Annotated in this window: 9 protein-coding genes; 3 read left to right on the top strand and 6 right to left on the bottom strand. The window is 69.4% G+C overall.

Annotated features, from left to right (window positions below; all coding sequences use genetic code 11):
• Positions 1-104: 104 nt before the first annotated feature.
• Together AB0M59_RS10750 and AB0M59_RS10745 are read right to left on the bottom strand one after the other, a co-directional pair.
• The gene (locus AB0M59_RS10750) at positions 105-1,439 is read right to left on the bottom strand and encodes a putative glycoside hydrolase family 15 protein (protein ID WP_364612042.1); all 1,335 of its coding nucleotides are present in this window, start codon (positions 1,437-1,439) and stop codon (positions 105-107) included.
• The gene (locus AB0M59_RS10745) at positions 1,439-2,869 is read right to left on the bottom strand and encodes an exopolysaccharide biosynthesis polyprenyl glycosylphosphotransferase (protein WP_364612040.1); all 1,431 of its coding nucleotides are present in this window, start codon (positions 2,867-2,869) and stop codon (positions 1,439-1,441) included. Before AB0M59_RS10745 ends, AB0M59_RS10750 begins: the two co-directional genes overlap by 1 nt.
• Positions 2,870-3,095: 226 nt before the next feature.
• On the opposite strand from AB0M59_RS10745, the gene AB0M59_RS10740 reads away from it, so the two are divergent.
• Positions 3,096-3,908, top strand: a complete 813-nt coding sequence (locus AB0M59_RS10740) for a glycosyltransferase (protein WP_364612037.1) — start codon at positions 3,096-3,098, stop codon at positions 3,906-3,908.
• A 7-nt stretch (positions 3,909-3,915) separates the two neighbouring features.
• Positions 3,916-5,244 carry an NAD(P)/FAD-dependent oxidoreductase gene (locus AB0M59_RS10735; protein ID WP_364612034.1) on the top strand — a complete coding sequence of 443 codons (1,329 nt, stop codon included), beginning with the start codon at positions 3,916-3,918 and terminating at the stop codon, positions 5,242-5,244.
• Here AB0M59_RS10735 and wecB read toward each other — a convergent pair.
• Positions 5,214-6,386, bottom strand: a complete 1,173-nt coding sequence (wecB, locus tag AB0M59_RS10730) for a UDP-N-acetylglucosamine 2-epimerase (non-hydrolyzing) (RefSeq protein ID WP_364612031.1) — start codon at positions 6,384-6,386, stop codon at positions 5,214-5,216. The genes AB0M59_RS10735 and wecB overlap by 31 nt on opposite strands.
• Before the next feature lie 59 nt (positions 6,387-6,445).
• Between wecB and AB0M59_RS10725 the strand changes: the two genes are divergently transcribed.
• Entirely contained in the window at positions 6,446-7,387 is a 942-nt protein-coding gene (locus tag AB0M59_RS10725; protein WP_364612028.1) for a lysyl oxidase family protein, read from the top strand.
• 133 nt (positions 7,388-7,520) lie between these two features.
• Here AB0M59_RS10725 and AB0M59_RS10720 read toward each other — a convergent pair whose 3' ends face one another.
• The 3 genes from AB0M59_RS10720 to AB0M59_RS10710 all read right to left on the bottom strand — a co-directional run bounded on the left by AB0M59_RS10720 (position 7,521) and on the right by AB0M59_RS10710 (position 12,520).
• A complete protein-coding gene (locus tag AB0M59_RS10720; RefSeq protein WP_364612025.1) occupies positions 7,521-7,874 on the bottom strand; it encodes a hypothetical protein in 354 nt (117 codons plus the stop codon).
• Positions 7,875-8,156: 282 nt separating this feature from the next.
• Complete coding sequence (locus AB0M59_RS10715; protein ID WP_364612022.1) at positions 8,157-12,140, bottom strand: hypothetical protein; 3,984 nt, start codon at positions 12,138-12,140, stop codon at positions 8,157-8,159.
• The gene (locus AB0M59_RS10710; protein WP_364612019.1) at positions 12,035-12,520 is read right to left on the bottom strand and encodes a hypothetical protein; all 486 of its coding nucleotides are present in this window, start codon (positions 12,518-12,520) and stop codon (positions 12,035-12,037) included. The genes AB0M59_RS10715 and AB0M59_RS10710 overlap by 106 nt, the downstream gene beginning before the upstream one ends.
• Positions 12,521-12,526 lie beyond the last annotated feature (6 nt).

The raw sequence follows: 12,526 nt of genomic DNA, 5'->3' as shown, positions 1-12,526 counted from the left end.
CTCGCGCGGCGGCGGCGGCCGGAAGCCTGCGCGCCTCCGCACTCGGCTCGAGTCTTGCCGGCGAGACGAGCATGATCCCGTCCGCAGCCTCGAACGTGACCGGATCAGACAGGCTCCGGCCGGGCACGTCCTCGAGCGGCGGCGGCGGCCGGAAGCCTGCGCGCGTCCGCACTCGGCTTGAGTTTCGCCGGCGAGACGAGCACGATCCCGTCCGCGGCCTCGAGCGTGATCGGCGCGGGAGCCGGGCTCGGCGAAGTCGGCGTTGAAGTCGGCGGCGGCGAGCCGGGCTCCACGAGCCCTTCGGGCGGAGTCACCGTCTGCGTCGCCGCGGTGGTGTTCACCGCGACCCAGCCGTGGCTGAACGTCCGCGTCCAGACGCCGTTCGGCAGGCGGCCGGCCGCGTCCACCGCCTCGCCCAGGCCGCTCTCCTGCAGGTCGGACCACTCCGGGTCGCGGTAGTCGTCGGTGGTGGCCGGAGTCCAGCAGGTCCGGGGCCCGGCGAGCAAGGCCGCACTCGCGTACCCGGCCCGCTCCTCGCGGGCGTTCCTCGTCCGCGTCACCAGCAGCAGCATCGACTCCCCCAGCGCCGCCTGGGCGCGCAGCTCCTGGAACTCGTTGCCGCGGAACGTCAGGAGACCACCGGTGCCGCCGTCTTCGCGGAAGCCGAAGTTCTCCTCCATGGCACCGCCGAAGCGGGAATGCGCGGTCCACCGGCCCGGCACCAGGTGTGTCTCGGACACGTTGGGCACCAACAGCTTTCCCGCCTTCACAAAGGCATCGCCGACGCGGGAGAGGAACGCGTCGAGGCCGTCGCGGAGCTTGCGGTCGGTCTCCGCGACGTTCGCCGTCCCGGCGAGCGTCGCCGGCGAGTAGTGGCTCAGCGAGTTGAAGTCGTTGTCCGCGAGGATTCCGTCCCAGCCTTCGCGGGTCGTCTCCGCGACGACGGCGTCGGTCCAGGCCTGCTGGTAGTCCGCGTTCCACACGGCCATCTGCCAGTGCTTCGGGTAGCCCTGCCATTCGATGCGGCGGCCGTTCTGGTCCGTGGCGAACCAGTCCGGGTGGTTCTGCTGCGCGGCGACGTACCCGATTCCGCTGGGCAGGAAGGCCGCGTCCCGGCCGCCGTCGACGGCGCCCGGGTAGTTGCGGGTGCTGGAAAGGTCCTTGTACACCAGCACCTTCACCTGCGGGTTGAGCTCGCGCAGGTGGCGCATCGCCGCGCTCTGGTCGGCGTTGAGCACGACGACCTGGTACCGCTTGGCGGCCAGCTCGATCTCGCGGGACGTCGGCGGCTGACCGATCCCGTACCACCACGCGCACGGCGCCAGCGGTTTCGGCGGCGGCGCCGACAGCTCCTGCGCCGAGCTCTTCACGCACCCGGAGAGGCAACCGGCGACCAGGACGAGCAGCCCGGTCCAGGCCCGGAGGCGGTTCCGGCGCATCAGCGTTGCCTTCGGCACAGCAGTTCTCCCACGGTCAGGATGATGATCTTCACGTCCAGCCAGAGCGACCAGTTCGCGATGTAGTAGTTGTCGTAGCGCGCCCGGTCGGCGATCGAGGTGTCGCCGCGCAGGCCGTGCACCTGAGCCAGGCCGGTCAGCCCGGTCGGGACGCGGTGCCGGGCCCAGTAGAGGTCGTGCACGGCGGAGAACTCGTGCACGAACACCGGCCGTTCCGGACGCGGCCCGACCAGCGCCATGTCCCCGCGCACGACGTTCCACAGTTGTGGAAGCTCGTCCAGCGACGTCCGGCGCAGGAACCGGCCGACGGGACCCACCCGGCTGTCCCCGGCGACCGACCAGCGAACCTGCGAATCGTCCACAGCGGACTGCCGCACGCTGCGCAGCTTGTAGAGCAGGAAGGTACGGCCGTCCATCCCCACCCGCACTTGCCGGAAGAAGACCGGGAAGCCGCTCTCCAGCAGGACGGCCAGCGCGCAACCGGCGATCACCGGGGCGAGCACGACGAGCGCGGCCGCGGCCAGCGCGGTCTCCACGAAGCGCTTGACCCACCAGCTGGGCCGCCGGGTCGGCGCGCCGCCCAGCCACACCAGCGGATAGCTGCGGAGCCGGTCGACCCCGGGTCCGTCCGGGCAGAGCTCGAAGAGGTGCGGCAGCACCAACGTGACGCATCCTGACCGGTGGGCGCTGATCGCGGCGGCTACGACGGTGCCGTCCTGATCGTCGCCGGGGGCGAGGATCACCGTCCCCGCGCGCAACCGGGTGATGGCCTCGCTGAGGTCGCCTCCGATCGTCTCGATCGGCAGGCCGGCCGGTGCCGGATCACCCGCGGGCACAGCCATCCCGACCGGCAGCAGGCCGAATTCGGGGTGTTCGAGCATGGTGCGGACCAGCTCGCCGCCGAGCTGCCCGGACCCCACGACGACGGCTCGGTCGCACCGCCGCAGCCGGCGGCGCCCCCATCGGCCGAGCGCGAAGACCAGCGGACGGACGCTTTCGCCGAGTACGGCGGAGAACAGGACGACCTCCTGCATTTCCGCGGTATCGATGCCGTCCATGCCGGTCACGAGCCCCACGCCCGTGACGAGCGCGAACGCGAGGGCAGCGGTGGTGACGGAGCGCGGAAGGTCCTGCAACCAGGAAAGCCAAAGACGGCGGCGGTGCACCCGGCCGCCCACCCGGACACCGGCCAGCGCCACGGCGGTCACCGCGGCACCTGCGAGTCCGGGGGCCGTGCGCACCACCGCGGTGACCCAGGCGGCGCAATCGAGGGCGACCAGCAGAACGGCCACGGCGTTGACCCGGGCCAGAAACGGGCGCGAGCACGCCGGATCTCCCGGCCGGGTGTTCGGCCGCGGTCGGCGCGGAAAGGGCAGAGATTCGGCGACGACCGCGTCTCTCAGTTCGGTCATCGGTCTCGGCCTCTTCGGGGACGATCGGTGGTGGTCATTTCTTCCTTTTCTTCTCGCGTCAGCCTTTCGAGGCGAATCCGGTTCTATCGAGTGAAGCTGACGCCCATCCTTCCGGGGGACATTCAAGGCCGCTAAAGAAACCACACAACATAGCCGACTACGTGCTGCCGACCAGTCGGAGATCGATGCCGGTCGAGTGACAACACGATCGAACAAAGGAACTGTGGTGCACGAAGAAACCACCTTGGCCACTCTCTCGGAACCCGCCCGCGCCGCGAGACCGACCGGAGGACGGGCACACGTCGTGTTGCCCGCGTTCAACGAAGAAGCGTCATTGCCGGCCCTGCTGCGACGGCTCGCCGAAGTGGCCCGCACCGAGCAGCTCACCGTCTGGGTCGTCGACGACGGTTCCGCCGATGCCACCGCCGCGGTCGCCGGATCGGGGTTCGACGGACTCGACGTCCGCGTCGTGCGCCACCTGGTGAACCTCGGACTCGGCCGCGCCGTGCTGTCCGGGCTCCGGGCAGCACTGGAAGAGGCCGGTCCCGACGACTCCGTCGTCGTCATGGACGCCGACGACACGCACGATCCGGCGCTGATCCGCAGGCTGCAGGCGGAGATCGACGCCGGCGCGGACGTCGCGATCTGCTCGCGGTTCGTCCCCGGCGGCGACGACCGGACCGCACCGCCCGCGAGGCGGATGTTGTCGCGGGGCGCGGCGAAACTCTTCCACCACGCCCTCGACGTCGACGGCGTCCGGGACTTCACCAGCGGCTACCGCGCCTACCGCGCTTCCCTGCTGACCCGCGCCTCCGCCCACTGGGGCGAACGGCTCGTCGAAGAGCAGGGTTTCGCGTGCATGGTGGAGCTGCTGCTCAAGCTCCGCCACTGCCGGCCGGTCATCACCGAGATCCCGCTGGCCCTGCAGTACGACCGCAAGCAGGGGCCGAGCAAGCTCAAATTGCGCCGGACCATCGTGCAGTACCTGAAGTTGCTCGTTCGCGACCGGCTGAGCCCGGCGCCCTTCCGAAAGCTGTGACCCACCGGTGACCCCTTCGACCACCGCCCCGCACGTCGCCGTCATCGGCGGCGGCATCTGCGGCCTCGCCACCGCCCACCGCCTGGCCCACCGCGGCACCCGGGTGACCCTGCTGGAGTCCGGCGACCAGCTGGGCGGCCTGGGCACGTTCTTCCCCCACGACGACCGGTGGATCGAGCGGTTCTACCACTGCATCATGCCCTCCGACTCCGGCCTGCTCGAACTGCTGGACGAGCTCGGCCTGAAGGACTCGGTCCGGTGGCGGGCCACGACGATGGGCATGGTCGTCGACGGACGGCGGTATCCGTTCAACTCGGCCTTCGACCTCCTCCGGTTCGCCCCGCTGCGACTCCACGACCGGCTGCGGTTCGGCCTGATCTCCCTGCTGCTGCGGCGGTTGGGCCGAGGACGCGACCTCGACACGCTCCGCACCGAGGACTGGCTTCGCGGGCTCTACGGCGACACCGTCTGGGACCGGCTCTTCGCGCCGATGTTCGGTTCGAAGTTCGGGCCGTCCTTCGGCGACGTACCCGCGCTGTACCTGTGGCAGCGCCTGGGCCGCGAGCGCAACGTGGCCACTCGCGGCTACCCGGCCGGCGGCTACAAGGCCGTCATCGACGCGGTGCGGGCCGCCATCGAACAGGCCGGGGGAACCGTACGCACGTCGACCCCGGTCCGGCGGCTGCACAGCGCGGGCGACAGCGCGATCATCACCCTGAACGGCGGCGAGGTGATCGGCGCGGACCGCGTGGTGTCGACCGTGTCACTGCCCCTGTTGCGACGCATCGCCGACGACGCTCTCGCCGCCCGGCTACCTCGCACCGACCTGCCCTACCAAGGGGTCGTCACCGCCGTGTTCTTCCTCCGCAGGCGGCTGACCGAACACTATTGGACCCCGGTGGTGCGGTCGGGGACCGAGTTCGACGGTGTCGTCGCGATGTCCGAGCTCGCCGGCACGGAGGCCTACGGCGGTCGCCACCTCGTCTACGTCATGCGCTACACCGATCGCGACTCGCAGCTCTACCTCGACGACTGCGCGGGCATCGCGGCGCGCTGGTCGGCTCAGCTGATGGGCCTGTACCCGGAGCTCGGAGCGGAAGACGTCGAGGACGTGCGGGTGTTCAAGGCGCCGTTCGTCGAGCCCGTGTACCCGCTGGGCTACCTTTCCCAGCGTCCCGTCGTCGCGGTGGCGGGCACGAACCTGCTCCTGGCGACGACGGCCCACGTCTATCCCGAGGTCACGAGCTGGAACTCCAGCGTCGCGCTCGCGAACGACGTCACCGACCGGATCGCGGCCGAACTCGATCAGCCCGCGACCGCCGAACCGGTCCGGTGAACCAGAACCGAACCGAGGGCGGCCACGACCCGGGCAGCGGCGGTCCCGTCACCGTAGGGCGACGGGATATGCCGGAGGCGCTCGCGGTGGCCGGCGACATCCTCGAGCCACCGAGCGGTTTCCTCCCCGATCCGCGGTCCGGCCGGCACCCGCACTCCGAACGTCCCGGCGATCTCGGGGCGCTCGGTGCTCCGCCGCACCACGATCACCGGTCGCTTGAGGACACTCGCTTCCTCTTGGATGCCCCCCGAATCGGACACGAGCACCGCCGCTTCCGCGGCCAACGCGAGGAACGTCGTGTAGGCCTGGGGCTCCAGCACGACGAGCGGTTCCAGCAGCCGGCTCAAGCCGAACCGGGCGACACTCTTCGCGGTCCGAGGGTGCAACGGGAACACCACCGGCACCGGCAGCCGGCCCAGCTCATCGAGGATCACCGCCAGTGGCCCGGGATCGTCGACGTTCTCCGGCCGGTGGATGGTGGCCAGCGCGTAACCGTCCCGTACCAAGCCTCGACCCGCCAAGACGGCTTCACGTTCGCGGGCGGGCGGGAGCGCGGCGAGCAACGCTTCCACGACGGTGTTGCCCGTGACGGCTATCCGTTCGGCGGGCACGTTTTCCGCCAGGAGGTTCTCGCGGTTCAGCTCGGTCGGCGCGCAGCACAGGTCGGCGAGGTGGTCGATCAGCACCCGGTTGTGTTCTTCGGGCATCGCGCGGTCGTGGCTGCGCAGCCCGGCCTCGACGTGCACGAGCGGAAGACCGTGCGCGTTGGCCGCCAGCGCACCGGCGAGCGCCGAGGTCGTGTCGCCTTGCACGATGATCACCCGACCGGGGTGGGTCGCGAGAACGTCGTCGAGGGCACTGATCGTCCGGCCGAGCTGCTCTCCGCGCCGGCCGCCACCCACACCGAGTTCGTGGAACCGGCTCGACGGCGGAAGATCCGCGCGGATGCGCGAGTAGAGCGACTCGTCGTAGTGCTGTCCGGTGTAGACGACGGAGCATTCGTCGCCGAACAACCGCATCAGCGGGGCGAGCTTGATGAGTTCCGGGCGGGTCCCGCAGACGAGCGTCGCCCCGCCGACCTCCGCGAGGAGCACCTCCGGGCAACTCGTGACAGCTTCCCGCGAATCAGCGGTGATCGACATGGAATTCCTTTGTGACGGCGATGTTCGCCCGCACGATGACGGACAGGAAGGTCCAGCTCTTGCTCAAGAAACTCATGGCTCTGGCCGCAGTGGCGATGGTGACCGCGGGCTCCTCGTCGGCCCCTCGTGCCGATGCGGCGCCCGCTCTGCTCCTCCCCGATCTCCGCCAGGTTCCTCCAGGCTGCGCAAGCGGAAACGCGGGCGACTCCTCGCAGTGCGGCAACTGGGACGTGTGCATGGTCGTCGACCCCACCGCGCCCAACGGGCGCTGCGTTCCCCCCACCGCGGCGAAAGCCGTCCGGCTGCGCTTCACCAGTTCGGAAGAAAACGTCGGCGACGGACCCTTGCTGCTCTACGGTCGTCGCGACAGCACGCGGCAGGACACCATGTCCGTCCGCCAGGCGTTGCGCAACGGCGCCGACGGCTCCATACCGGCCGACTACGACTCCGCGCAACGCGCCACGCGAGCCTTCACCTACTACGAACCCGCCTTGGCACACCAGCACTGGCACCTGATGAACTTCGAACACTTCGCACTGGTTTCCGCGTCGGGAAAGACGATCGTCACCGACCGGAAGAACGGGTTCTGCCTCGGCGACCGGTACCCGGTGGCCGACATCGGCCGCCTGGCCCACGTACCGGGTGACAGCGGCGCGGACGCCGAGCTCGCCGAGCGCCTCCGCGCGAACCAGTGCCGCCACCACGAACCGACGGCTCTCGAAGTGCTGGAAGGCATCTCGGTCGGTTCGGGCGACGACTACAAGTACGACGTCGATTTCCAGTGGCTGGACATCACCCGCGTGCCTTCAGGCACCTACGACCTCGTCAACACCGTCAACGACGACAGGACGCTGGCGGAGAAGGACTACCGGAACAACTCCTCGGCGGTCTCGGTGTCCATTCAGTGGCCGCAGGGCCCGCCAGGACCGAACCAGGCGATCGCGGCCGGGCCCGCCGTCCAGTTCATGCGTGCGTGCCCTGGCCGGCCGCGCTGTCCTTGACAGTCGTGTTTGCCGGGTGGGACCGATCCCGCTTTTCAAGCGGAGACCGGTCCCACCCGCACCCGGCTTACGCCGGATTTCCGTGCCCTGAGCCGGCTTCCGAACACACAACGGGCGGCCTGGGCACGGAGGATCAGTGGCCCTGACTCGTTCCGCCGTCGACGACGCCGCCCGCGGCGCAGTTGTACGGCGACTCGCCACTGGCCTCGCTCTCACCCGGCGACAGGATCGGCACGCCGATGCCGTTGAGCGAGTGCCGGATCGGCACCTGGACGCCGAGCACGTTGACGTCGTTGTCGCACAGGCCGAGCGTGCCGTTGACGTTGTGGAGCGCGTCGGTGTTGCCGAGGTTGAGCAGGCCGAGCTGGCTGGTGACGTCGTAGCCGTGGTCGTCGTGCCCCGCGGGGGTACCGGCGGCGGCGACCCCACCGGCCAGGAACGCGCCCGCCGCCGTGGCGGCGACGACGAAGCCGAGCTTCTTCAGCATGAATTACTCCTTGATTGGGATTTCGCGAAACGGAACGGCGGCGAAGGTGTGTTCGCCGTCCCGTCTGAAGAAATTACCGATGTGGCACGGATTACTTCCACTTCGTTCCCCGATCGTGTGGGTCCCGCGCGCCGCCGACCGGGAATAGTTGACTCGATGGGGGCCGGCCCGTTCATTCGGCGGCCTTCTCGATACGGGGTGACCTGCCTTCGACGACCGCGGGGCTTGCCGTCGGACCGCGCGGGCCGTCCGCTGCATGATCGCCCGCACCCGGCGTCGAATTCACACGTAGAGACTGCGTGCGGCGGCGTCGGTCAGGCAGAGCGCGGGAATCGCGTGGTGGACGAAGTCGAAGTTGTTGACGCGGAGGCGGCCGTCCGGCCGGATCTCGTCGTAGGTCTGCTGCCAGACGTCGTCCCCGTTCCGCTGGTCGAAGGGCAGGTAGGCAACCGAGATCCGCTTGTCGGGGGACTCCCAGAGGCCGTTCGTTCCCCGCTTGAACGGACTGCTCTTCCCTCCGGTCAGCGAAGTCGCGCGCTGCGGGAAAGAATGCGTGTAGAAGCGCACGCTCTTGCCCTTGAACGTGCTGCGCCGGCTCGACAGCTTCAGCCACCCGCCCATGGCCGCGATCATCGCGTCGGCGAAGTCCTCGGGCGGGTCGAAGACGAAGATTTCGTTGAGCTCGTCGTTCATGAAGGCCTCGACCTTCGGGTCCTGCTTCATCGCGGCCACGTTGTCGGTCAAGAACTTCGCGAACACGTTGCACCCGCTGCTGTTGGCGGAGATCGCGACGTGGGAAAGCGTGTCATCCCTGACGGACAGGATGTCCCCCTGGATCGCGAGAAGGATTTTCCGCAGCATCGCCGCGGAGTACAGCTGGTAGTCGCGCAGCTGCTGGGTGACGGGGTCGAAGACCCGGCTGATCTGCGGGAGCACGATCACGTACTGCTTGTTCGCCTGCCGCAACTGGTAAGGAAAACCGAAGGAGACCTGCTGTGCGGACAGGAACGGCATGTCGACGTCGTAGCCGGCGTCGGCGCGCCGGCCGGCGTTGTACACCCACCAGTTCCAGATGTCGAAGTACAGCCAGTCGAAACCGAAGGGCCGGAAGTGCACAAACCGGGTCTCGTTCTTGCTCTGGCCCGGGATGTGCTTGTAGTGCACCAGGAACGGCGGCGGTTTCGAGACATCCAGGTCCATCGGGTAGGCGACCGCGATGAACTGCGGCGGCCGCTCGTTGCCGTCGTAAGTCACGCTGTACACCTTCACCGTGTAGCCGGCGGCCGGTTCGTCGACGAAGGCCAGGTTGAGGATGTCCCACTTCGCGAACGCCGACTTCTTGAAGATCGGCGACTTCAGGAACGGCCAGGAAATCGGCGTCGTGATCTTCGGCAGAGGGCGGGGGTTCCAGTCCCGGTTCCGGGCGAAGTAGGGCCTGCTGTTCGCCCGGTCCGCGGTTTCCTTCTTGCACCGGGCCGCGTCACCCAAGCAGTAGGTGCTGGGCTCGAGCGGCACCGCCGACCCGTTGGGCGGGTTGCTCAGCGTGACGCCTGGCTCGAGCTGCTCGGTGACCACCTCGGCGCCCGCCTCGTGCTTGGCCAGCACGGTGACGGCCACGTAGCGGAGGACGTCGCGGATGGTCAGTCCGGCGGGGTCCAGGTCGTGGTAGCGGGTCACCAGGGCCGGGTCGGACCAGGCATACGCCCGCAGCCCCGCGAGGATCCGGGTGCTCTCGCCGTCGGCGGCGGGCTGGTAAAGATCGTCGAGACCGTCGGCGCCCTCGATGCTCGGGTCGGACAGCCAGTTCAGCGCGGCGAGTTCTTTGCCCGGCCGGATCGGCACGACCGCCTTCACCCACGGCGCGTTCAGGAAGGCGTTGCGCTGGTGATCCCCGTCGAGTTGCAGCAGCCAGCCCAGCGAGCTGCCCAGGCGGGCCGGCGCCGAGTCGGCGGTGATGAAGTAGTTGTCGCGCCGGTTCATGTCGCCCTCGTTGGCCCAGCCGACGGTGTGGTCGTCGAGACCGGTGGGACTGTCGCGGACGATGTGCTCGACAGCGGTCTCGATCGACGGGTCCCGCACCGGGCCGCCGCCGGGTGTCTCGAGCCTCGGGTCGCCCAGCCGGTCGAGCTCCGGCGCGAAGGTCGGGTGTGCCTCGTGCAGCCGGGGCCGCCACCACTCGGGCGCCACGAAGTACAGCATGGCCTCGACGTCGAACATCGAGTTGATCAGCTCGGCGAGCTTGTGCAGCAACGCGGGCTGGGTCGGCCGCTTGCCGTCGATCCGCATCAGCTGTTCGAGCAGTCGCCGGTAGACCACCACGCGCTCCTCCTCGCGAAGCACGTCGTAGTCGCGGATCTGGATCTTGCTCGCCGCGGCCACCCGCTGCTGCGCCGCCGTCAGGTACGCCTCGCGCTGCTTCTGGTCCAGCTCGAGGTCCCGCTTCGCGGCGAGCAGCTTGTTCTGGTCGCTGACCTGCTTGCGCTTGTCGTCCGTGGCCCGGTAGGCGACGGGCACGGTGAACGCGAAGAGCTCGTTCCGCTCGCCGTGCGCGTTGTAGAGGAAAACCGAAAGCGCCGGCTGGTTCGGATCGGGCGTGCCCTTCGGCGCGTCCTCGGTCTTCCGGCCCAGCTTGAGCTTCACCGCGGCGGTTCCCGCCGTCCAGCGCACTTCGCCGACCTTCACCGGTTCGTAGCCGTCCCTCGGGGTGAGCTCGACGTCGGCGATCCACCAGCCCGTCCCGGACCCGCCAACCGGCCGGATGTAGCCGTTGAACGGGTAGCCGAACTGGACGACGACGTCCTCGGTGTAGTCCTCGGGCATCGGCAGCTCGTTGGCCGGGGCGACCGCGGCCGCGGCCGGCGGTGCGGCGATGTGCACCAGCTTGGCCAGCCCCAGCACCGCCCCCGGGTCGTCCACGAAGGACTGCCAGCACAGCTGGGTGCCGAGGTCCTGCACCTGCACCCCGACGCGACGCATCTTGCGGCGCAGCTCGTAGTTGATCAGCTTGTCGGTGCCGTTTGCCAGGACGTAGCGGCGGCTCGAGGTGTCGGTGGTCTCGGTGACCGTGCGGAACGTGGTCTTGAAGCTGCGCTTGATCTCGGTGCTCAGCCGTTCGCTCTGCTGGCGCATCTGCTTGTGCGTCTGTTCTCGCGCCTGCTTCTGCGTGTCGCTCATGTCCATCGTCGCGGTTTCGTTGGCGTCGCCCCACACCCACCGCTGGTTGGCCGACACCGAGAAGCCGAGCTTGGTGTTCCGCTCGTTCTCGTCCTTGACCGCCGTCGACACTTCGTCCTCGAGCTTGCTTTCGCTGGTCCGGCTCTGGGTGATTTCCTGCCCCTCCTCCACCACGCGCTCGACCAGTGTGCGCCGGGTCTGCGACTCGATCAGCTCCAGCGAACTGCCCGGGCTGAGCCAGACGTGCTGGACCGGCGGCCCTAGGAAGGTGTCGAACTCGAAGAAGTACTGCCGGAACAGGTGCACGATCCCGACCGGGGAGAGGCTGACCCGGTTGAGCGCCTCCGCGCGGCTCGCGGTCTCCAGCGGGTCGAGCATCCGCTGCAGCCCGCGGAACTGCGAAGTGTCCACCTCGCTCTGCCCGGGCGGGGTGAACAGATCGGCCAGCGTGGGGACGAGGTGCTGCTCGGCAAGGTAGCTCAGCAGGCCGGCCACCATGGATTCCTTGGCCGCCATGGCTTCCACCAGCGCCCGGCGCTTCGCCTGGTCGGTGGGTTCGACCGCGGCGGCGCGGCGGAACAGCTCCGGGGATACCTCGGCGGCCAGGATGGTGTCGAGGCTCTCGCGGGACAGCAGGGGCAGCCAAGTCGCCGGGGCGCGCGGGTCCTTGTCCTTGATCCGCGTCCGGATCAGGTCCGCCAGCACCGACGTGAGCAGCGGGTTGTACGAGTCGGCGGCCGGCGCGTCGCCGGTTTTCAGGTCCACCGAGTCGCTGGTCGAGGCCGCCTCGGCGGTCAGGTGGATGACGGCAGGCACGTAGGTCGCCCGCGGCGTCACGACCCGGGACAAGGCGGCGAGCACGGTGTCGTCGACGCGCCGCAGTGCCTCGACGTAGCGGGCCACCGTGCGCTGCGACCGCCAGCCCAGCAGCGGCTGGATCAGCCCGTACGACTCGCTCGCGTAAGGCAGGGCACCCGCGAACTCGGTCAGCGGCCGTCCCGTGGTGACCCGCCCGCCACGGACGGCCCGGGCAGTGTCTGCGCGTTCGCGACCGGCCCGCCGGCCGCAACGGCGAACGGCAGGACCGTCCACGGCTTGCCCGCACCGGACGCCCCGGCGAGGAACAGCTCCCGGTTCGACTGGGCGGCCGGCGCGACGAACGAGATCGTCTGACTGGTCCCCGGCGAGCCGACGACCTTGCCCGCGTACTGGCGGCTGCCCGCGGCGTCCTTCTCCAGGAACGCACCCCCGAGTGTGGCAACGTCCAGGAACGCACCCCCGAGTGTGGCAACGTCCGGGTACCGGCGCGGATCCTGCACATCGGCGCCGGCGGGCAGGGCGAGCGCGATCCGCTGGTTGATCCCGAACTCGCCGAGCGACGAGGCCTGCACGGTGTAGGTCCAGACCTGGTAGTAGGACGTACCGCCGGTGTTCACCGGGGTCCTGCCGGTGAAGGTCACGGTCAACGCCATGGTGTT

Origin of the sequence: Amycolatopsis sp. NPDC051371 (genome assembly GCF_040682155.1) — a bacterium.
GTDB lineage: Bacteria > Actinomycetota > Actinomycetes > Mycobacteriales > Pseudonocardiaceae > Amycolatopsis.
The sequence above is the reverse complement of the archived record's forward strand: the minus strand, read 5'-3'. Positions and strand labels throughout refer to the sequence as shown.

Excerpts from the sequence above, each read along its gene's own strand:
- AB0M59_RS10745 (WP_364612040.1), bottom strand. The coding sequence starts at position 2,869 with ATGACCGAACTGAGAGACGCGGTCGTCGCCGAATCTCTGCCCTTTCCG.
- AB0M59_RS10750 (WP_364612042.1), bottom strand. The coding sequence starts at position 1,439 with ATGCGCCGGAACCGCCTCCGGGCCTGGACCGGGCTGCTCGTCCTGGTC.
- AB0M59_RS10710 (WP_364612019.1), bottom strand. The coding sequence starts at position 12,520 with ATGGCGTTGACCGTGACCTTCACCGGCAGGACCCCGGTGAACACCGGC.
- wecB (WP_364612031.1), bottom strand. The coding sequence starts at position 6,386 with ATGTCGATCACCGCTGATTCGCGGGAAGCTGTCACGAGTTGCCCGGAG.
- AB0M59_RS10720 (WP_364612025.1), bottom strand. The coding sequence starts at position 7,874 with ATGCTGAAGAAGCTCGGCTTCGTCGTCGCCGCCACGGCGGCGGGCGCG.